This is a genomic window from Azospirillum sp. TSH58, assembly GCF_003119115.1.
In the GTDB taxonomy this organism is placed as follows: Bacteria; Pseudomonadota; Alphaproteobacteria; order Azospirillales; family Azospirillaceae; genus Azospirillum.
In genome coordinates this window covers 1,768,715-1,787,518 of sequence record NZ_CP022364.1, presented here as the reverse complement: position 1 = coordinate 1,787,518, position 18,804 = coordinate 1,768,715, and the positions used below count along the sequence as shown (strand labels likewise).

At 71.0% G+C, this 18,804-nt stretch carries 18 protein-coding genes; 12 read left to right on the top strand and 6 right to left on the bottom strand.

All coding sequences use genetic code 11. From position 1 onward, the window contains the following. Positions 1-5: 5 nt before the first annotated feature. Together TSH58p_RS11960 and TSH58p_RS11955 are read left to right on the top strand one after the other, a co-directional pair. Positions 6-620, top strand: coding sequence for a DUF938 domain-containing protein (locus tag TSH58p_RS11960; protein WP_109072663.1), 615 nt, complete (start codon positions 6-8; stop codon positions 618-620). Positions 621-751: 131 nt separating this feature from the next. Then, on the top strand, positions 752-1,183 hold the full coding sequence (locus TSH58p_RS11955; RefSeq protein ID WP_247895496.1) for a cyclic nucleotide-binding/CBS domain-containing protein: 432 nt from the start codon (positions 752-754) through the stop codon (positions 1,181-1,183). Positions 1,184-1,256: 73 nt separating this feature from the next. Here the strand turns inward: TSH58p_RS11955 and TSH58p_RS11950 are convergent, their stop codons facing one another. The 3 genes from TSH58p_RS11950 to TSH58p_RS11940 form a co-directional block, all read right to left on the bottom strand. Continuing rightward, positions 1,257-1,988 (bottom strand): TerC family protein, encoded by a 732-nt coding sequence (locus TSH58p_RS11950; RefSeq protein WP_109072661.1) that lies wholly within the window; start codon positions 1,986-1,988, stop codon positions 1,257-1,259. A 122-nt stretch (positions 1,989-2,110) separates the two neighbouring features. Then, positions 2,111-2,548 carry an RNA-binding S4 domain-containing protein gene (locus TSH58p_RS11945; protein ID WP_109072660.1) on the bottom strand — a complete coding sequence of 146 codons (438 nt, stop codon included), beginning with the start codon at positions 2,546-2,548 and terminating at the stop codon, positions 2,111-2,113. 139 nt (positions 2,549-2,687) lie between these two features. After that, complete coding sequence (locus tag TSH58p_RS11940; RefSeq protein WP_247874300.1) at positions 2,688-5,201, bottom strand: helicase-related protein; 2,514 nt, start codon at positions 5,199-5,201, stop codon at positions 2,688-2,690. Between the two features lie 172 nt (positions 5,202-5,373). Here TSH58p_RS11940 and TSH58p_RS11935 point away from each other — a divergent pair, with 172 nt between their 5' ends. Together TSH58p_RS11935 and htpG are read left to right on the top strand one after the other, a co-directional pair. Then, complete coding sequence (locus TSH58p_RS11935; protein WP_109072658.1) at positions 5,374-7,008, top strand: hypothetical protein; 1,635 nt, start codon at positions 5,374-5,376, stop codon at positions 7,006-7,008. A 291-nt stretch (positions 7,009-7,299) separates the two neighbouring features. Further along, positions 7,300-9,189, top strand: coding sequence for a molecular chaperone HtpG (htpG, locus tag TSH58p_RS11930; RefSeq protein ID WP_109072657.1), 1,890 nt, complete (start codon positions 7,300-7,302; stop codon positions 9,187-9,189). 116 nt (positions 9,190-9,305) lie between these two features. Here htpG and TSH58p_RS11925 read toward each other — a convergent pair whose 3' ends face one another. Continuing rightward, positions 9,306-10,499 carry a HAMP domain-containing sensor histidine kinase gene (locus tag TSH58p_RS11925; RefSeq protein WP_109072656.1) on the bottom strand — a complete coding sequence of 398 codons (1,194 nt, stop codon included), beginning with the start codon at positions 10,497-10,499 and terminating at the stop codon, positions 9,306-9,308. A gap of 103 nt (positions 10,500-10,602) precedes the next feature. Next, the gene (locus TSH58p_RS11920) at positions 10,603-11,544 is read right to left on the bottom strand and encodes a transglutaminase family protein (protein WP_109072655.1); all 942 of its coding nucleotides are present in this window, start codon (positions 11,542-11,544) and stop codon (positions 10,603-10,605) included. 206 nt (positions 11,545-11,750) lie between these two features. On the opposite strand from TSH58p_RS11920, the gene TSH58p_RS11915 reads away from it, so the two are divergent. The 4 genes from TSH58p_RS11915 to TSH58p_RS11900 all read left to right on the top strand — a co-directional run bounded on the left by TSH58p_RS11915 (position 11,751) and on the right by TSH58p_RS11900 (position 13,852). Then, on the top strand, positions 11,751-12,185 hold the full coding sequence (locus TSH58p_RS11915; RefSeq protein WP_035679968.1) for a Fur family transcriptional regulator: 435 nt from the start codon (positions 11,751-11,753) through the stop codon (positions 12,183-12,185). Positions 12,186-12,347: 162 nt separating this feature from the next. Beyond that, positions 12,348-12,590, top strand: coding sequence for a hypothetical protein (locus tag TSH58p_RS11910; protein ID WP_199230248.1), 243 nt, complete (start codon positions 12,348-12,350; stop codon positions 12,588-12,590). A 68-nt stretch (positions 12,591-12,658) separates the two neighbouring features. Then, on the top strand, positions 12,659-13,357 hold the full coding sequence (locus TSH58p_RS11905; protein ID WP_109072654.1) for an HAD family hydrolase: 699 nt from the start codon (positions 12,659-12,661) through the stop codon (positions 13,355-13,357). 96 nt (positions 13,358-13,453) lie between these two features. Continuing rightward, entirely contained in the window at positions 13,454-13,852 is a 399-nt protein-coding gene (locus tag TSH58p_RS11900) for a response regulator (RefSeq protein WP_109072653.1), read from the top strand. Here TSH58p_RS11900 and TSH58p_RS11895 read toward each other — a convergent pair. Further along, positions 13,847-14,590, bottom strand: a complete 744-nt coding sequence (locus TSH58p_RS11895; protein WP_109072652.1) for an S-adenosyl-l-methionine hydroxide adenosyltransferase family protein — start codon at positions 14,588-14,590, stop codon at positions 13,847-13,849. The genes TSH58p_RS11900 and TSH58p_RS11895 overlap by 6 nt on opposite strands. 264 nt (positions 14,591-14,854) lie before the next feature. Between TSH58p_RS11895 and TSH58p_RS11890 the strand changes: the two genes are divergently transcribed. Genes TSH58p_RS11890 through TSH58p_RS11875 form a run of 4 tightly spaced genes read left to right on the top strand, consistent with a single transcriptional unit; the run spans position 14,855 to position 18,798 of the window. Beyond that, positions 14,855-15,772, top strand: coding sequence for a metal ABC transporter solute-binding protein, Zn/Mn family (locus tag TSH58p_RS11890; protein WP_247874299.1), 918 nt, complete (start codon positions 14,855-14,857; stop codon positions 15,770-15,772). 22 nt (positions 15,773-15,794) lie between these two features. Next, entirely contained in the window at positions 15,795-16,613 is an 819-nt protein-coding gene (locus tag TSH58p_RS11885; protein ID WP_109072651.1) for a metal ABC transporter ATP-binding protein, read from the top strand. Continuing rightward, complete coding sequence (locus TSH58p_RS11880; RefSeq protein WP_109072650.1) at positions 16,610-17,815, top strand: metal ABC transporter permease; 1,206 nt, start codon at positions 16,610-16,612, stop codon at positions 17,813-17,815. The genes TSH58p_RS11885 and TSH58p_RS11880 overlap by 4 nt, the downstream gene beginning before the upstream one ends. Then, entirely contained in the window at positions 17,812-18,798 is a 987-nt protein-coding gene (locus TSH58p_RS11875) for a metal ABC transporter permease (protein ID WP_109072649.1), read from the top strand. The genes TSH58p_RS11880 and TSH58p_RS11875 overlap by 4 nt, the downstream gene beginning before the upstream one ends. The last annotated feature ends 6 nt before the right edge of the window (positions 18,799-18,804 follow it).

Genomic DNA, 18,804 nt, shown 5'->3' with positions numbered 1-18,804 from the left:
CCGCCATGTTCGATCCGCTGCACCCCGAGGACTCCCGCCGCCACGCCCCCGCGACGGAACGCAACCGCGCCCCCATCCTGGAGGTGCTGCGCCGCGTCCTGCCGCCCCGCGGGCTGGTTCTGGAGGTCGCGAGCGGCACCGGCCAGCACGCCGCCGCCTTCGCCGCGGCGCTGCCCGGCGTGACGTGGCAGCCGAGCGACCCCGACCCGGGCCTGCGCGACAGCGTCCGTTCCTGGGCCGCCGCGGCGGCGCTGGCCAACCTGCGCGACCCGCTGGACCTCGACGCCGCAGCCGCCGACTGGCCGGTCCGCAACGCCGACGCGGTGGTCTGCATCAACATGATCCACATCGCCCCGTGGGATGCGGCGCTCGGCCTGTTCGCCGGGGCCGCCCGCCTGCTGCCGGCGGGCGGGCCGCTGCTGCTCTACGGCCCCTTCACGCGCGGCGGGCGGCACAGCGCGCCCAGCAACGCCGCCTTCGACGCCGACCTGAAGGCCCGCAACCCCGCCTGGGGCGTGCGCGACCTGGACGCGGTGGAGGGCGCCGCAATCGGCTTCACCCTGGACGAGCTGGTGGAGATGCCCGCCAACAACCTGACCGTCGTCCTGCGTCGCCGCTGACGTTCCGCCCGATCCCCAATCCGGACCACCTCGCCCGAGGTGCGGTCTTCTGCCGCAGTTTCGCACCCGCGAGATTTGCTATTGTTTCCCTGCAGCGCTTGAGTTTGTAAACAAATTACAAATTGGGGGAAATGATGAAGCGGAAGCTGGTTCCGGACGTGGTGAAGTCGCAGGAACTCATCCTGGTGACGGAGGACACCTCCGTCCTGACCGTGTCGAAGCTGATGGCGGAGAAGAACATCGGCGCCGTCCTGGTGGTGAACCACGGCGACCTCGTCGGCATCGTCACCGAGCGCGACCTGAACAACAAGGTGCTCTCCACCCAGATCGACGCCTTCGAGACCGAGGTGTCGGCGATCATGACCCGCAACCCGGACACCCTGCCGCCGGACGCGGACGCCATCGACGCGCTGACCCTGATGCAGTCGAAGCACTACCGCCACCTGCCGATCACCCAGGGCAAGCGCGCGGTCGGCATCGTCTCGATCCGCGACCTGTTCAAGCTCGCCTACGAGCATCTGGTGGAGGAGGTGGAGTTCCGCGACGGTCTGATGCGGACCTGATCCCCGGAATGCGAACGGGCCGCCCCCGCGAAGGGGCGGCCCGTCGGAAGACCCGTTCGGGAAGGCCGGAGCGTCAGTGCGCTTCGGCCTTCTTCCGTTTGCGGCGGGCGGCGGCCATCAGGTTCAGCGCCTCGACCAGCGTCGAGAAGGCGATGGCGAAGTACAGGTAGCCCTTCGGGATGTGGAAGCCGAAGCCGTCGGCGATCAGCGCCACGCCGACCAGCAGCAGGAAGGACAGGGCCAGCATCTTCACGGTGACGTGGCGGTTCACGAAATCGCCCACCGGGCGGGCGGCGAACAGCATCACCGCCATGGCGATGACGACGGCGGTGACCATCACCGGCAGGTCGTTGGACATGCCGACCGCGGTGATCACGCTGTCCAGCGAGAAGACGATGTCCAGCACGATGATCTGCCCGACGACCGCGCCGAAGCTGGCGAGCTTGGGGGCGGCGCTGCCCTCCTCGTGGCCTTCCACCGTGTTGTGGATCTCGATGGTGCCCTTGGCCAGCAGGAACAGGCCGCCGCCGAGCAGGATCAGGTCGCGGCCCGAGAAGCCCATGCCGAGCACGGTGATCAGCGGTTCCGTCAGGGTCGCCACCCAGGAGATGGAGGCGAGCAGCAGAAGCCGCATGATCAGCGCCAGCGCCAGACCCAACTGCCGGGCCTTCTGCTGCTGGTGGACCGGCAGCTTGGCCGCCATGATCGAAATGAAGATGATGTTGTCGATGCCGAGCACGATCTCCAGCGCGGTGAGCGTCAGGAGGCTGGCCCAGACCTGCGGGTCGGAGAACAGTTCGAGCATGGGGGCGGCGGGCTCCGAAAAAGTCGGCCGTTGCGGGATTATTTTGCGCAGATGAGGTTGCGGCCCCTGAATGGCAATGGCCCCGCCCGCGCTTCACCGCCGCTTTTCCCGGCTGTTCCGGCTTACTCCTCTCCGTAGAGCTGGTCGAGCGCCCGGCGGTCGCGCTTGGTCGGACGCCCGGCGCCGGGCTCCCGCGGGGCCGGCGGCGCGCGGTAGGGGTCCTGGATCGCCTCCTCCCGCACCGGCGGGGCGAGATCCTCGTAGAGGGCCTGCGCCTCCGGCGCCGGGCCGCGCCGGCTGCCGAGCGCGATCACCTTGATCACGCGGATGTGCCGCCCCTGCGCGAAGGTCAGCACGTCGCCGGGCTTCACCGCGTAGTGCGCCTTGCCGACCAGCGTTCCGGACACCCGCACGCCGCCGCCGTTGCACAGCTTCGCCGCGAGGCTGCGCGTCTTGAAGAAGCGCGCGAACCACAGCCACTTGTCGATCCGCAGCCGGCCCGCCGGGGTGGGGTCGGAGCCGGAGTCGGAGAAGTTGTCGTTGTCGTCGAGGTCGGTCATGCGGTGCCCCCACCCTTCCCACGGCTGGCGCCGCGGGCCCCTTCCCTCCCCCGCTTCGCAGGGGAGGGAGTTATCCCCTCCCCCGCCCAGCGGGGGAGGGTCAGGGTGTGGGCAATCGTGACCAGAAAAATCACGTTTCTCATCCAATTCCCGAAAGCTGGCGCAGCTTGGCGAAGGGGTGGTCGGCGTTGACCGGGGTCTCGCGGCGGGGCTTGTGGCGCGGGTTGCGGCGGCGGCGCCAGGAGACCGCCCCATCCTCCGCCACCGAGCGGGTGTAGCCAAGCCCCTTCATCACCGCGCCCAGCTCGTCCGGCTTGGCGCCGATCATCTGGGCCAGCGCCGGCTCGGCCACCGCCCGGCCCTCCTTGGCGGCGGTCAGCAGCTCGGTCTCCAGCCGGTCGAGCATGTCCACCCGCAGCGCCCGCGGTCCCGCCGCCGGGTAGCCGATGGCGTCCCAGAAGGCGGGCGGCGCGCCCGCCGCCTCCACCGAGACGCGGCCCGGCGGCGGGATCGGCACGGGCAGGGGCAGACGGTGCTTCACCGCCCACAGCAGCCCGCGCAGCTCCACCGCTCCCGGCTTGGCGAGCGCCGTCAGGTAGAGGTGCGAGACGCCGAGCCGTACCCCGTGGCGGGACAGCGCCTTGCGGTCGGCCTTCTCCAGCCCTTCGACCAGCGGGGCGACCGGCGCGCGGGGCATCGCCCCCATGTTCTCGACGAGCTGGAAGGCCAGCCCGCGCGCGGCGCCGGTGAGATCGGCCGCGTCGCGCAGCGCCAGCAGGGGGCGCAGCCGGGCGGCGATGCGGTCCTTCACCCAGCGCTCCAGCCGGACGCGCACGCGGTCGAGCTGCCCCTGGTCGAGCAGCCCCTCGTCGAAGGGCAGGACCGCCGGGGTCAGCACCGACGGGCCGGGGCCGAGCCGGGCCACCGGCAACCCGTCCGCCGTCAGCACCCCGTCCGGGCCGAGGGCGAACACGTCGTCCGGTTCCTGCTCGAAGGCGCGCAGGCGGGACGCCACCTCCTCGCGCAGCGCGCGGCGGGCGGCGGTCAGCAGGGACTTGGCCTCCTCCGACCGCTCCGGGGCGTCGGGGACGAAGCGGAAGCCCTCCAGCCGGCCCACCGGGTGCCCCTCCACCACCACCTCGCCGTCGGCACGGACGCCGCCGATCAGGTCCCGCCCGTCCTTCAGCGTGCGGACCAGCGTGGCCGAGCGGCGGTCGATGAAGCGCTGCGTCAGCCGCTCGTGCAGGGCGTCGGACAGCTTGTCCTCGATGGCGCGGGTGCGCGCCTGCCAGTGCACCGGGTCGGTCAGCCAGCTCGGCCGGTTGGAGATGTAGGTCCAGGTGCGGATGTGGGCGATGCGGGCGACCAGCGCGTCGATGTCGCCCTCGGTGCGGTCCAGCCGGGCAATCTGCCTGGCCGCCCAATCCTCGTCCAGCCGCCCGATGCCGGTGCGCAGCTGCCGGAAGATCTGCCCGAGCAGCCGGGTGTGGGCGTCCGACAGCACCTTGCGGAAATCGGGGACCTGGCAGACCTCCCAGAGCAGGCGCACGTTGTCGCGGCCCTTGGCGAGGTCCATCACCTCATGGTCGCGGACCAGCGCCTGGAGCGCCAGATGGTCGTCGGCGTCGCGGGCGCGCAGCAGCTCCGGGATCGGCGGGCGCTCCTCCAGCGATTTCAGCAGGAAGCCCGGCGTGTCGAAGCGCAGCTTGCTGTTGCGCCACATCAGCGTCTTGATCGTCTCGAACTGGTGGTTCTCGACGCGGTCGACCACGTCGGCCTCCAGCTCCCCCACCTCGTCGGTGGTGCCGAAGGTGCCGTCGCGCATGTGACGCCCGGCGCGCCCGGCGATCTGCGCCACCTCCGGCGCGCGCAGGCGGCGCGGGGCGAAGCCGTCGAACTTCACGATGCGGGCGAAGGCCACATGGTCGACGTCCATGTTCAGCCCCATGCCGATGGCGTCGGTCGCCACCAGATAGTCCACCTCTCCCGCCTGATAGAGCCCGACCTGCGCGTTGCGGGTGCGCGGGCTGAGCGCCCCCAGCACCACCGCCGTGCCGCCGCGCTGGCGCCGGATCATCTCGGCCAGCGCGTAGACATCGGTCGCCGAGAAGGCGACGACGCAGGAGCGCGGCGGCAGGCGCGTCAGCTTGCGGTAGCCGGCGTAGGTCAGCTGCGAGAAGCGCGGGCGGCTGATGAACTCGGCCCGCGGCACCAGCCGACGGATCAGCGGCTGCACCGTGTCGGAGCCGAGGAACATCGTCTCCACCAGCCCGCGCGCGTTGAGCAGCCGGTCGGTGAAGATGTGCCCGCGCTCCGGGTCGGCGCAGAGCTGCACCTCGTCCACCGCCAGGAAGTCCACCGCCCGGTCGAGCGGCATCGATTCCACCGTGCACACCCAGTAGGACGGGCTGGGCGGCAGGATCTTCTCCTCCCCCGTCACCAGGGCCACGGCGTTCCTGCCCTTGATCGACACGATGCGGTCGTAGTTCTCGCGGGCCAGCAGGCGCAGCGGAAAGCCGATCATCCCCGTCCGGTGGCCGAGCATGCGCTCGATGGCGAGATGGGTTTTCCCGGTGTTGGTCGGCCCCAGCACGGCGACCACCCGGCCACCCGCACCCAGACCGCCCCCGGACGAAGAAAGGACAGAGGTCATAAGCGTAAGTTTTGGGCCTGGGGACCGGCAATGCAAGCGTCAGGGCGGCCGTGCCGTGCTGCAAGGACCATCCGGGGCCGCACTCTTCCGGGAATGGTATAAAACCTCGGGCCGATGGACGCGCGCCGGTTATCCCGTCTACCCTGGCGCGCTCCACCCTAAGGGATTCCTCATGCGCCGTATTCCCGCCCGTCCGCTCGCCGCCGCGCTGATGCTCGCAACCCTGGCGCTGCCGCCCGCCGCCGCCCGCGCGGAGGCCCCCCCGGTGACCGAGGACGGGGCCAAGGCGCTCGCCGCCGCGCTGAAGGACGGGCTGGCCCGCTGGTTCCCCAAGGGCGCGGAGGACGCGACCGAGCTGCGCTGGACCGGCGAGCCGGTGGCGACCCCCGCGGGCGACCATTACGAGGTGGCTCTGCCCGCCCTGACCGCGGTGTCGGACGACGGCACCACCGCCAACATCGGCACCATCCACCTGACGGTGACGCCGCAGGATGGCAACACCCACGCCGTCACCGCCACCCTGCCCGACCGCGTCGCCATCCTGGACAACGGCAAGCCGTCGGCCACCGTCAAGCTGGGCCGCCAGCGCATCAGCGCCCTGTGGTCCGGCACCTACGAGACGGCGCTGTCCATGGACGCGGAGCTTGGCGACCTGTCGGTCACCAGCGACCGCAAGGACAAGAAGGGCAAGAAGGACGACAGCGCCCTGACCGTCGGCGCGATCACCGTCGCCGGGGAGCTGAAGCCGGACGGCACCGCCGCCGCCGGCACCCCGCTGTGGAGCGGCCCCGGCGCCCTGTCCGTCAGCAACCTGCGCTTCCTCGACGAGACGAAGAAGGAGGTGCTGAACCTCGGCGGCCTGACGATGGAGGGCACCTACACCCGCGTCGACCTCGCCCGCGCCGACGCCATGCAGCGGCTGACCCAGGCCCACGCCCTGGCCGGCACCCAGCCCCCGGCGGCCGAGCTGATCCCCCTGATGCAGAACCTGATGGGCGGCGCCAGCTGGCGCGTCCGCCTGTCCGGCCTGACCGCCCTGAATCCGGAGGACGGCACCCGCCTCGCCCTCGGCCAGCTCGTCCTGCGCGGCAGCGCCGAGGACCTGGACAAGCCGATGGCCTCCACCACCTTCGGGATCGAGTCCAGCGGCCTGACGCTGGAGCCGGAGGTGGCGCCGAAGGCCTTCATGCCGGACAAGCTGGACATCCAGATCAGCACCGCGAAGCTGCCGACCGCCTCGCTGTGGCGGGCCTTCGCCGACCTCGCCACGCTGGCCGAATCCCAGGCGGCCGCGGGCGAGGAGGACGAGGAAGACGGCGAGGGCGAGGAGGAAGCCGCCCTGCCGGACGACGGGACCGACGAGGCGGCGGTGGCCGCCATCGGCAACCGGCTGATGGGCGCCATGGCGGAGGTCGGGACGGAGCTGCGCATCGACCGCTTCGTGGTGAACACCCCGGCGGCCTCCGGCACCATGACCGGCGCCATGCGCATGGCCGCCAACTCCGCCTTCGGCGCGGTGGGCAGCAGCACCGTGCTGCTGCGCGGTCTGGACGCCGCCACCAAGGCGATGCAGCCCAAGCCGGGCAAGAAGGCCGACGAGAGCACCCAGAACGCGCTGGGCGTGATCGCCATGCTCCAGGCCTTCGGGCAGGCGTCCAAGGACGAGGCCGGCAACGATGTGCGCAGCTACAAGATCGACGTGACCGAGACCGGCCAGCTCCTGCTGAACGGGGCGGACATGAGCGCGATGATGGGCATGGGCCAGCCGGCGCCGGAGCCGGAGCCGATCCAGGGCAAGAAGCGCTGAGGCTTGGGGGCGGGTCGCCCCCACCCTTCCCACGGCTTCGCCGCGGGCCCCTTCCCTCCCCCGCTGCGCAGGGGAGGGAATTCCAGTCCCCTCCCCTGCGCAGCGGGGGAGGGTCAGGGAGGGGGCAATACTTCCCTCAACCCACCACTCCGGTTGCGAAACTCCCGCACAACGCCAGCCGATCGCTCTTGCATGGGGCGGTGCGCTCGCACATATCTGCGCCGTCCTTCGGACCCATCGGCAAGCCCATCAACAAGCCCACCACCAACAAGAACGATCAAGGATGACACCATGACCGAGGAACGGCTCAGCTTCCAGGCCGAGGTCAGCCGCCTGCTCGACATCGTCGCGCACTCGCTCTACAGCGAGAAGGAAGTCTTCCTGCGCGAGCTGGTCTCCAACGCCTCCGACGCCTGCGACCGGCTGCGCTACGCCGCGCTGACGCAGCCCGAACTGTCCGCCGACGACCCGAACCTGAAGGTCCGGCTGATCGTGGACAAGGAGGCGCGGACCCTCACCGTGGCCGACAACGGCATCGGCATGAACCGCGAGGATCTGGTCGAGAACCTCGGCACCATCGCGCGCTCCGGCACCGCCGCCTTCATGCGCAACCTGAAGGAAAGCGCCAAGGACGGCGACGCCAAGAAGGACGTCAACCTGATCGGCCAGTTCGGCGTCGGATTCTACTCCGCCTTCATGGTCGCCGACCGGGTGGAGGTGCTGACCCGCAAGGCCGGGGAGACGCAGGGCTGGCGCTGGCTGTCGGACGGCAAGGGCGAGTTCACTATCTCCGACGTCGCCGACCTGCCGCGCGGCACCCAGATCCGGCTGCACCTGCGCGAGGGCGACGACGAGTATCTGGAGGAACACCGCCTCTCCGCCATCGTCCGCAAGTATTCCGACCACATCGCCATCCCGATCCTCTTCGGCGAGGGCGAGGACGCCAAGTCGCTGAACAGCGCGTCGGCCCTGTGGATGCGCTCCAAGAACGAGATCACGGCGGAGCAGTACACGGAGTTCTACCACCACGTCGGGCACGCCTTCGACGATCCGTGGCTGACCCTGCACTGGCGGGCCGAAGGCGCCATCGAATACACCAACCTGCTGTTCGTGCCGTCCTCCAAGCCGTTCGACCTGTTCGACCCCAAGCGCGCCCACCGGGTGAAGCTGTACGTCAAGCGCGTCTTCATCACCGATTCGGCGGAAGGTCTGCTGCCGCCCTACCTGCGCTTCCTGCGCGGCGTGGTGGACAGCGAGGACCTGCCGCTGAACATCAGCCGCGAGATGCTCCAGCACAACCCGATGCTGGCCAAGATCCGCGCCGGCATCACCCGCCGCGTCCTGTCGGAGCTGGGCAAGAAGGCCCGCGACACCGAGAAGGCGGAGGAATACGCGACCTTCTGGGAAAACTTCGGCGCCGTCCTCAAGGAAGGCCTCTACGACGACTACGAGCACCGGGACGATCTGCTGAAGCTGATGCGCTTCCGCAGCACCGCCGGTGACGGCCTGGTCTCGCTGGAGGAGTATCTGGGCCGCATGAAGGAGGGCCAGGAGGCCATCTTCACGATCAGCGGCGACGACATCGAGACGCTGAAGCGCAGCCCGCAGCTCGAAGGCTTCAAGGCCAAGGGCGTCGAGGTGCTTCTGCTGACCGACCCGGTGGACGAGTTCTGGGTGCCGTCGGTCGGCAGCTTCCAGGACAAGCCCTTCAAGTCGGTGACCCGCGGCGGCGCCGATCTCGGCAAGATCCAGGGCGGCGAGGACAAGCCCGCCGAGGAGAAGGCCTCCGAGGGTGAGCTGACCGACCTGCTGGCGCTTCTCAAGCTGACGCTCCAGGACGCGGTGAAGGACGTCCGCCCATCCGAGCGCCTGACTGACAGCGCCGTCTGCCTCGTCGCCGACGAGAACGACATGGACATGCATCTGGAACGCCTGCTGAAACAGCACAAGCAGCTCGGCATGGACGCCCCGGCGGCCAAGCGCATCCTGGAGGTCAACCCCGCCCACCCGCTGATCAAGCGCCTCGCCGAGCGCGCCAAGGCGAGCGGTGCCGCGACCTCGCTGGACGACGCGGCGTGGCTGCTGCTCGACCAGGCGCGCATCGTGGAAGGCGAAGCCCTGCCCGACCCCGCCGCCTTCGCCCGCCGTCTGGCGAGCGCGATGGAGAAGGGGCTGGCGTAAGGCTTCCCGTTGCCCCCTCCCCTGCGAAGCTCTCGCACAAACCAAAGGTTTGTGCTGACGCGGCAGGCGGACCTACGGTCCGCCAAGAGCGGGGGAGGGCCGGGGTGGGGGCAAGGCTACCCGCCCACCCGCTCCGCCGGGAAGACCAGCGTCATGGTGGTGCCGCGGTCGGGGGCGGTGTCGATGTCCAGCCTCCCCCCGTGCAGCTCCACCAGCCGCTTGGTCAAAGGCAGGCCGAGGCCGGTGCCGATGTGGTTGCGGCCCAGCGCGCTGTCGATCTGTCCCCAGGGCTCCAGCGCTTTTTCCAGCTCGTCGGCGGTCATGCCGATGCCGGTGTCGTGCACCGACAGGCACAGGCTCCCGTCCGCCGCCACGCGGCCGTTCAGAGTGACCACCCCGTCGGGCGGCGTGAATTTCACCGCGTTGGACAGCAGGTTCAGCAGCATCTGCCGCAGCTTGCGCTCGTCGGCGCGCAGCGGCGGCAGGTCGGGCGGCAGGGCCGTGTCGATGCCGACGCCGGCCCGCCCGGCGCGGTCGGACAGCAGGCGGACGCTGCCCACGGCGACGCGCGGCACGTCCACCAGGGCCTCGGTCAGCTCCAGCCGCCCGGCCTCGGCCTTCGACAGGTCGAGCAGGTCATTGATGAGGTCCATCAGATAGCGGCCGCTTTCCGCGATGTCGCGGGCGTAGTCGCGGTAGAGCGGGTTGGCGATCGGCCCCAGAACCTCCTGCTCCAGCAGTTCGGCGAAGCCCATCATGGCGTTCAGCGGGGTGCGGATCTCATGGCTCATGCAGGCGAAGAAGGCGGTCTTGGCCCGGTTGGCGCGCTCCGCGGCGCGGCGGGCCTCGTCGAGCTGGCGGGTCCGCTGGATGATCTGCTCGTCCGTCCGCGCCAGCAGGGCCACCCCCGACCCGATGCCGAGGTACCGCCCCTTCTCCAGCACGACGAAGCCGGAGGCCAGCGCGCCGGGCTTGTCCTGCATGATCCGCCGCGCGACCTCGCACAGCGGAAGGTCCGCCTCGACCAGCAGCGCGTCCCGGTCCATCGCCATCCGCGCCGGCGCCTCCGGGTCGGCCAGCCCCGCCAGCGCCAGACGGTCCACCAGCCCCAGGACGCGCCCGTCCTCCGCGGTCACGGCGAGCGCCGGCAGGCCGGGCTGGGCGGTCAGCCGGTCCCGCAGGGCGCGGCAGGGCGCGTCCGGCCCGATGGACGGCTCACGGACGGCCAGCAGGGCCGCCGTCAGGACGGGAGCGGCCTCCGTTTCCGGCGTGCCGCCGGGGGCGGGACTGGTCGGATCGGGATCGAGCACGGGGTGACGCAGCCTCGTCTGTCGAATGGGTCGGTCGGTCCGGAACCGGAACGGCCCCGGACCCTCCATTCTGCCAGACGTTCGTTTGCAATTGGTTGCCGTATCAGGCGGCGCCGGCCGCCGGCATCGGGGTTTTCGCGGCGCCGTTTCCGCCCGTCCCGCCGGTCGCCGTGACCTGCACGTCCACCGTCATGCCGAGGAAATCCGAGGGCGACCCGGTCCAGGAGCCGCCGAGCGGCACCGCCTGCGACGGGTCGCGGGCGACGGCGACGCGGATCAGGTTCTTGCCGCCGATGATGCCGTTGGTCGGGTCGAACTCCACCCAGCCGCAGCCCGGCAGGTAGATCTCCACCCAGGCGTGGGTCGCCCCGCCGCCGGTCATCGCCCCGTCCTGCCCATCCCGCGCGGGATCATAGAGGTAGCCGGACACGAAGCGCGCCGCGAAGCCGAGCGAGCGCACCGCCTCCATCATCAAAAGCGCGAAGTCGCGGCAGGAGCCGCTGTTCGACGCCAGGGTGTCCACCGGGCTCTGGGTGCCTTCCAGGTCGCGGGCCTGGTAGGTGAAGGTCTCCTTGATGGCCCGGGTCATCGACACCAGCATGTCCTGCGTGTCGGGCGGCCCGCCCTCGCCCAGCGTCACGAACTGCCGCGCCCACTCGTCCACCCGATGCTCGGGGTCCGGATAGTGCCGCTGGGTGGTCAGCGCCAGATCCGGCACCTCCTCCGCGGAATAGCTGAAGGGGTAGGAACGCGCGTACTCCTCGATCGGGAATTCCAGCTCGCCCATCGGGAAGTGATCGACCCGGATGTGGCTTTCGAAGCGCAGCTCCGTCGCCGGCTGGTCGAAGCTCGCCACCGCGATGGAGTTGCCGAAGACGTCGTGGAGCCAGCGGACGGAGGCCGGCGGCGGGCTGATCACCAGACCCGTCTCGATCAGCCGCAGATCGTGGCTGTCGCGGGGCCGGAACATCAGGCGATGGTCGCCGAAGGTCACCGGGTTGGCGTAGCGGTAGGTGGTGGTGTGGTGGATGTCCAGGGTCATCATGGCGCGCGCCCTTTCCGTAAGCCGACACCAAACGTCGGCGTTTGTGAATGGTTCCGAATCACAGTATGGTGCTCGGGCATTCGGGTGGCCGTGCCGGGGAGGGACGGCGGCCAACGCGCGGCCTGGGCCACGGGGGCCAATCCACAGGGGCCAATCCACAGGGGCCGGACCGCGCGCGCCAGTGAGACGACAACAAGGGGACTTCCATGCCTTCGCGCCTCGAACAGCTCTGCATCGAGAAAGGGCTGAAGATGACCGACCAGCGCCGGGTGATCTCGCGCGTGCTGTCGGAGGCCGCCGACCACCCCGACGTGGAAGAGGTTCACCGCCGGGCATCCACCATCGACCCGCGCATCTCCATCGCCACCGTCTACCGGACGATGCGCCTGTTCGAGGACGCGAACGTCATCGACCGGCTCGACTTCGGCGACGGCCGCGCCCGCTACGAGGAAGCCGGGTCGGAGCACCATCATCACCTGATCGATCTCGAATCCGGAAAGGTGGTGGAGTTCCAGAATGAAGATCTCGAACGGCTGAAGGAAGTCATAGCCCGCGAATTGGGCTATGAACTGCTCGGCCATAGGCTCGAGTTGTATGGTGTTCCGTTGCGCCGCCGCACCACCACATCGGAGGGGGAGTAACGCCCGGGCGTGCCCGGCGTTGAGTCCTTTGGGACTCTCCGGGCACCATCCGGACGATAATCCCATCAATTGCGGGTTGCGCCGGGCGCGGGTCTGTCCAGAGGCGATGCGTGGTCCTAGCTTCAGGAACGCACACGAATCATCGACGGACCAACCGCCGCCATGGACGACACGAACAACGACCCGGTTCTCGCCCGCCTCGACCGTCTGACCGACAGCGTCACCCGCCGTCTGGACAAGCTGGAGGAGCGCCTGCGCATCCTGGAGCAGGACAACGGCGAGATCATCAACCTCCTGATCGCCGTCAAGGCGGGGCTGGAGGAATGCGCCGGAGAGATCGCCGCGGGCGAGCTGCTGATCAAGGCGGAGGATTCGGACGATTCCCCCAGCCCGTCGCTGCACTAAGCTGCGGCGGACGGCCCACCACAACGCATTTGACTTGTGACGCGGCGCGTTCCGCCGGATAAGGGCGCATGCAGACCAGCGCCACTCCCGTTCCCGACGCCGTCGCCTCCGGCCCTTCCACCGGGGGCCCCGTCACACATGGCGTCGGTCCTCTGGCCTCCATCGCGCCGGGGGTGGCCTTCTTCGACTTCGACGGGACGCTGATCCACGGCGACAGCCTGCTGATGTTCATCGGCGAGGTCATCGGGCGCAACCGCGCCCGGCTGGCCTTCCTGGACGCCCTGCGCTCCGGCCTGCACCGCCACGCGCGCGGGCGCGGGCCGGGGGTGGATTTTCCGGGGTCGGTCAAGACCATCCTGCTGCGCCGGACGCTGCGCGGCGTCCCGGTGGCCGACGCGCTGGCCGCCGCGGAACGGCTGGTCCATCGCATCCGCTGGCACGCCCCGCTGGTCGAGACGCTGAAGATGCACCGGCGCGAGGGGCGCCGGGTGGTGGTCGCGACCGGAGCGCTCGACATCTACATGCCGGCCCTGCTGCGCGGGTTGAACGTCGACGACCTGCTCGCCACCGGGATGGAGGTGGAGAACGACACCCTGACCGGACGGCTGTGCACCGGCAACTGCGTCCGGCTGGACAAGCTGGAGCGGGTGCGCGGCTGGATCGCCGCCAACGGCCCCTTCGGCGAGACCTGGGGCTACGGCAACCGGCCCAGCGACCTGCCGATGCTGTCCATCGTCGACCGCGCCACCGTCGTCAAGATCCGCTGATCGGGCGACGGGTGCCGACCACGGGGATTTGCAACCGCGGCCCGCGTGGCGTAAAGAAGCCCTTCAGGTTCAAGGGAAGCCCGTGGTGACATCCCCATGACGGCCGGCTTTTCCATCGACGCCGACATCCGCCCGCCCGGCCAGGGGGGCCGCCGCGCCGTCGTCGCCGACGACGACCCCGGCCAGCGGGACGCGCTGGCCCGCCATCTGGCCGAACGCGGCTTCACCGTGTCCACGGTGTCCGGCGGCTTCGAGGCGCTCGGCCTCATCGGGGCGGAGGGTCCCGCCGTCGCCCTGCTGCGCCGCCGCCGGCCGGAGGACGAGGGGGACCGGGCCGCGGCGCTGGCCTGCATGCTCTACCCGCACACCCGGATCATCCTGACCGCCGGCGCGCCGGACGACCAGTTGGACGCTGAGCCGGGCAACAGCCCGGTCACCGTGCTGACCCGCCCGGTGGATCTGGCGCTGCTCGACCGCTGCCTGGACGGGCTATAGGACCAGTTCGACCGGCATCCCCACCGCAAGCCCGCCCAAGCCGCGCCCAACGTCGCGGTCGGCGCGTCCCTGGTTGACGGCGATCTCCGCCAGACCGCTGGAGTTCGCGTACCACAGCGCCTCCCCCACCGGGACGTCGGCGAAGGTCCGGCCCCGGCGCACCGTGCGGCCGCCGGCCCGCAGCACCGCGTCCTCCGGCAGCCGGTCGGCGCGCAGGCCGGTCATGGCGTTGCCGTAGACGTCCACATAGACGATCCGCGCCAGATCGTCCGGCCAGTCGGGCCGCGCGAGGCTGGACGGGGCGACGGGCTCCAGCGCGACCGGGTTCCCCATGGCGAGGCTGGCCGCCACCGGGGCGAACAGGTCCCGCCCGTGGAAGCTGGCCGACAGCCGCTCGGGCCGCCAGCCGATGGTCCAGGCCCGCACCGACCCGGCGCGGCGCCGCAGCAGCTCGAACAGGCCGTTGTCCGGCCCGACGAAGCGGCGCCCGTCGGCCTCCACCACCAGCGGGCGGCGGTCGGTCCCGACGCCGGGGTCCACCACGCAGAGGAAGACGCTGTCCGCCGGGAATTCCGGAGCGTAGGCGGCCAGAAGATAGGCCGACAGCTGCGGGTCGAAGGCGGGGGCGTCGGCGAACAGGTCGATGACCGGCAGGCCCGGCGCCATCCGCGCCAGCACCGCCTTCATCTGCCCGGTGTAGGGGCCGGACAACCCGAAATCCGTAAAGAGCACGATCATCCCGCCACTGTAGCGCACTCCACTCCGTTCGGTAAGACACGGATCGTCACGAGCCGCCTTGCAAGGCCGGTGCGGCGGTTCATATATTCTTGGAACGCAAATGCACTCCGCCCCGTTTACTTGGTCCGCCCGCCCTAACCTTGCCGATCTTTGTCGGGATCAATGAATATGAACATATGTTCAAAAACCGTCGCGACGAAGAGCCTGACAAAGTTTATCGCCGTCATCGGCTTGGCCGCCGCTCTCCTCCTTCCGGGAGGCGCGATGGCCGAGGGTGAACGGCCGCAAGGCGAGCGCCCGAAGATCGTCGCCACCACCGGCATGGTCGCCGACCTCGTGCGGGCGGTGGCCGGCGACCGGGCGGAGGTGGAGGCGCTGATGGGCGAAGGCGTCGATCCGCACCTGTTCAAGCCCACCCGCTCCGACACGGTGAAGCTGCTGCGGGCCGACGCGGTGTTCATCAGCGGCCTGCATCTGGAAGGCAAGATGACCGCCGCCTTCGACCGGCTGCGCGAGTCCGGCAAGCCGGTCGTGGCGCTGGGCGACGCCGTGCCCAAGGAGCGGCTGCTCAGCCCGCCGGAGTTCGAGGGCGCCCACGACCCGCACATCTGGATGGATGTGGGCATCTGGGCCGGCACCCTGCCGTCCATCCGCGACGGGCTGTCCCGCCTCGACCCCGCGGGCGCCGAGACGTACGCCCGCAACGCCGACGCGTACGGGGCGGAACTGTCCCGCCTCGACGCGTACGCCCGGCGCATCCTGTCCTCCATCCCCGACAAGGCCCGAATGCTGGTGACCGCCCACGACGCCTTCAACTATCTGGGCCGCGCCTATGGGATCGAGGTGCGCGGCATCCAGGGGATCAGCACCGAATCCGAAGCCGGGCTGCGGATCATCGAGGAATTGGCCGCGCTGCTCGCCGACCGCGGCGTGCCGGCGGTCTTCCCGGAAACCAGCGTGTCCGACCGCAACGTCCGCGCCCTGGTCGAAGGGGCGGGGGCGCGCGGCCACCGCGTGACGCTGGGCGGCGCCCTGTTCTCCGACGCCATGGGCGCGCCGGGCAGCTATGAAGGCACCTACATCGGCATGATCGACCACAATGTGACGACCATCGCCCGCGCGCTGGGCGGCGAGGCGCCGGCCGACGGCTTCCAGGGCAAGCTCGCCCTGGCGCAGCGCTGACGCGGCGGAGGAGGAACGGACCATGCAGTATCTCTGGCGCACCCCCGGCAGCCGCACCGCCCCCGAGGAGGCCTCGCCCATCGGGCCGCCGCCCCTGGAGATCCGCGGCCTGACCGTCGCCTACCACCGCCGGCCGGTGCTGTGGAACGTCGACTACGCCGCCCCGCCGGGCGGGCTGATCGCCGTGGTCGGGCCGAACGGCGCGGGCAAATCGACCCTCATCAAGGCGTGCCTCGGGCTGGTCCCGCGCGTGTCGGGAACGGTCGAGGTGTTCGGGCGCCCGATCGCCAGGCAGCGCCGCCTGATCGGCTATGTGCCGCAGCGGGAAAGCGTGGACTGGGACTTCCCCGTCTCGGCGCTCGACGTGGTGGCGATGGGCCGCTACGGGAAGATCGGCTGGTTCCGCCCGGTCACCCGCGCCCACAAGGAGGCGGCGCTGCACGCGCTGGAGCGGGTGGGCATGGCCGACTTCGCCAAGCGCCAGATCGGCCAGCTGTCCGGCGGGCAGCAGCAGCGCGTCTTCCTGGCCCGCGCGCTGGCGCAGGAGGCGCAGCTCTACTTCATGGACGAGCCCTTCGCCGGGGTGGACGCCGCGACGGAGCGCGCGGTGCTCCAGGTGCTGCGCGACCTCGACGCCGCCGGGCGGACGGTGATCTGCGTCCACCACGACCTCCAGACGGTCAGCGACTATTTCGACCACGCCCTGCTGCTCAACACTCGCGTGGTCGCCCAGGGGCCGGTCGCGCGGGTGATGACGCCCGATCTGCTGTCCCGGACCTACGGCGGACGGCCCATGCCGGCCCCCGCGGCATTGGGGGCATTGGGGGCGGAGGCGTCATGACCGACTCCCTGTTCGAGGAGGCGTTGCGCGTCCTGACCTTCCAGTCCGGCTTCAACAGCGCCGTGGTGGTCGCCGGGACCGCCGCGCTGGGGTTGGCCGGCGGGACGGTCGGCACCTTCCTGCTGCTGCGCCGCCGCGCCCTGGTCAGCGACGCGCTGAGCCACGCCACCCTGCCCGGCATCGCCATCGCCTACCTCGTCGGGGCGGCGCTCGGCCTGCCCGAGCGCTCGCTGCCGCTGCTGCTGGCCGGGGCGGTGGCCAGCGGGGTGGTCGGGCTGCTGACGGTGCAGGTCCTGTCCCGCTTCACCCGGCTGACCGAGGATTCGGCGATCGGCGCGGTGCTGTCGGTCTTCTTCGGGCTGGGCGTCGTGCTGCTCAGCGTCATCCAGAATCTGGAGCTGGGCGGGCAGGCCGGTCTCAAGACCTTCATCCTGGGCCAGACCGCCGCCATGGCCCAGGGCGAGGCCATCGCCATCGGCCTGCTGGCCGCCGGGGCGGCGCTGGCCATCGCCCTGCTGTTCAAGGAATTGCGGGTGCTGGCCTTCGACCCCGGCTTCGCCGCCGTGCAGGGCTGGCCGGTGGGGGCGCTCGACCTCGCGCTGATGGGGCTGGCGACGCTGGTGACGGTGATCGGGCTCCAGACGGTGGGGCTGATCCTGGTGGTGGCGCTTCTCATCATCCCGCCCGCCGCCGCCCGCTTCTGGACCGACCGGCTGCCCGCCCTGACCGTCGCCGCCGCGGTGATCGGCGCGCTGTCCGGCTGGCTCGGCGCCACCCTGTCGGCCCTGCTGCCCAAGCTGCCGGCGGGGGCGGTGATCGTCCTGGTCGCCGGGGGCTTCTTCCTGCTCAGCTTCCTGTTCGCCCCGGCGCGCGGGCTGGTCGCCGCCGCGCTGCGCCAGGGGCGGCTGCGCCTGACCTTCGCGGAGCGGCGCGCCCTGACCGACCTTCTGGACGGCCGGCCGGTGGCGGGCGCCCCGGCGCTCTGGCTGCGCCTGCGCGGTTACGCCCATGACGGCGCCCTGACCCCCGCCGGACAGACCGCCGCCCGCGCGGCGGCGCGCGACCGCCGGCTGTGGGAGCGTTTCCTGGCCGACTATCCGGCCCTGCTGCCCGCCCACGCCAATTGGGGCGTGGACCCCATCGACTCGGTCCTGCCCGGCGACATGGTCCGGCTGCTGGAGGAGCGGAGCGCCCCGTCATGATGCCCGACGTCCAGGAATTCCTGCAGATCGACGCCCCCGCCCTGCTCGCCGCGGTGCTGGCCTGCGCCGCCTGCGCGCTGGTCGGCAATTTCCTGGTCCTGCGGCGCCAGGGGATGATGGGCGACGCGGTCAGCCACGCCATCCTGCCCGGCATCGTCGGCGGCTTCCTGGTCGCCGGCACGCGGGAGACGCTGCCGATGATGCTCGGCGCGCTGGCCGCGGCGGCGCTGGCCGGCCTGCTGATCGAGGCGGTGCGGCGGCTGGGCCGGCTGGAATCCGGCGCCGCCATGGGCGTCGTCTTCACCGTGATGTTCGCCGCCGGTGTGGTGATGATCGAGCAGGCGTCCGCCGGGGGCGTCGATCTGGACGCCGACTGCGTGCTCTACGGCCAGCTGGAGACGATCCTCTGGCTGGCCCCCAAGGGCTGGGCGTCGCTCGCCGACCCGGCGGTGTGGGCCGCCCTGCCGCGGGAGGTGCTGACGCTCGCCGCGGTCTTCGCGCTCTGCGTCGCCCTGGTCGGGCTGTTCTACAAGGAGCTGAAGATCACCACCTTCGACCCGGCGCTGGCCTCCACGCTGGGCATCCCGGCGGGGCTGTTCCATTACGGGGTGGTGCTTCTGGTCGCCGCCACCGCCATCGCGGCGTTCGAGGCGGTCGGCTCCATCCTGGTCATCGCCATGCTGATCGCCCCGCCCGCCGCGGCGCGCCTGCTGACCGACCGGCTGGCCGCGCAGATACTGCTCAGCGTCGCGCTGGGGGTTCTGGCGGCGCTGGCCGGCTATGGCGTCGCCGCCTTCGGGCCGATGCTGCTCGGGGCCTCCCACTCGCTGAACGCCGCGGGGATGATCGCGGTGGCGTCCGGGCTGATCCTGGCGCTGGCCGTCCTGTTCGGGCCGCGCCACGGCCTGCTGGGCCGGCGCCGCGCCGCCGGCCGGCTGCGCGCCGCCCCCGGATTCATTGCTCCGGAGGCGCAAAAGCCGTAACGTTTC

What these genes read in the sequence shown, in the direction of transcription:
- TSH58p_RS11960 (WP_109072663.1), top strand. Translation starts at nt 6, where the DNA reads ATGTTCGATCCGCTGCACCCCGAGGACTCCCGCCGCCACGCCCCCGCG.
- TSH58p_RS11955 (WP_247895496.1), top strand. Translation starts at nt 752, where the DNA reads ATGATGAAGCGGAAGCTGGTTCCGGACGTGGTGAAGTCGCAGGAACTC.
- TSH58p_RS11950 (WP_109072661.1), bottom strand. Translation starts at nt 1,988, where the DNA reads ATGCTCGAACTGTTCTCCGACCCGCAGGTCTGGGCCAGCCTCCTGACG.
- TSH58p_RS11945 (WP_109072660.1), bottom strand. Translation starts at nt 2,548, where the DNA reads ATGACCGACCTCGACGACAACGACAACTTCTCCGACTCCGGCTCCGAC.
- TSH58p_RS11940 (WP_247874300.1), bottom strand. Translation starts at nt 5,201, where the DNA reads ATGACCTCTGTCCTTTCTTCGTCCGGGGGCGGTCTGGGTGCGGGTGGC.
- TSH58p_RS11935 (WP_109072658.1), top strand. Translation starts at nt 5,374, where the DNA reads ATGCGCCGTATTCCCGCCCGTCCGCTCGCCGCCGCGCTGATGCTCGCA.
- htpG (WP_109072657.1), top strand. Translation starts at nt 7,300, where the DNA reads ATGACCGAGGAACGGCTCAGCTTCCAGGCCGAGGTCAGCCGCCTGCTC.
- TSH58p_RS11920 (WP_109072655.1), bottom strand. Translation starts at nt 11,544, where the DNA reads ATGATGACCCTGGACATCCACCACACCACCACCTACCGCTACGCCAAC.
- TSH58p_RS11915 (WP_035679968.1), top strand. Translation starts at nt 11,751, where the DNA reads ATGCCTTCGCGCCTCGAACAGCTCTGCATCGAGAAAGGGCTGAAGATG.
- TSH58p_RS11910 (WP_199230248.1), top strand. Translation starts at nt 12,348, where the DNA reads ATGGACGACACGAACAACGACCCGGTTCTCGCCCGCCTCGACCGTCTG.
- TSH58p_RS11905 (WP_109072654.1), top strand. Translation starts at nt 12,659, where the DNA reads ATGCAGACCAGCGCCACTCCCGTTCCCGACGCCGTCGCCTCCGGCCCT.
- TSH58p_RS11900 (WP_109072653.1), top strand. Translation starts at nt 13,454, where the DNA reads ATGACGGCCGGCTTTTCCATCGACGCCGACATCCGCCCGCCCGGCCAG.
- TSH58p_RS11895 (WP_109072652.1), bottom strand. Translation starts at nt 14,590, where the DNA reads ATGATCGTGCTCTTTACGGATTTCGGGTTGTCCGGCCCCTACACCGGG.
- TSH58p_RS11890 (WP_247874299.1), top strand. Translation starts at nt 14,855, where the DNA reads ATGGCCGAGGGTGAACGGCCGCAAGGCGAGCGCCCGAAGATCGTCGCC.
- TSH58p_RS11885 (WP_109072651.1), top strand. Translation starts at nt 15,795, where the DNA reads ATGCAGTATCTCTGGCGCACCCCCGGCAGCCGCACCGCCCCCGAGGAG.
- TSH58p_RS11880 (WP_109072650.1), top strand. Translation starts at nt 16,610, where the DNA reads ATGACCGACTCCCTGTTCGAGGAGGCGTTGCGCGTCCTGACCTTCCAG.
- TSH58p_RS11875 (WP_109072649.1), top strand. Translation starts at nt 17,812, where the DNA reads ATGATGCCCGACGTCCAGGAATTCCTGCAGATCGACGCCCCCGCCCTG.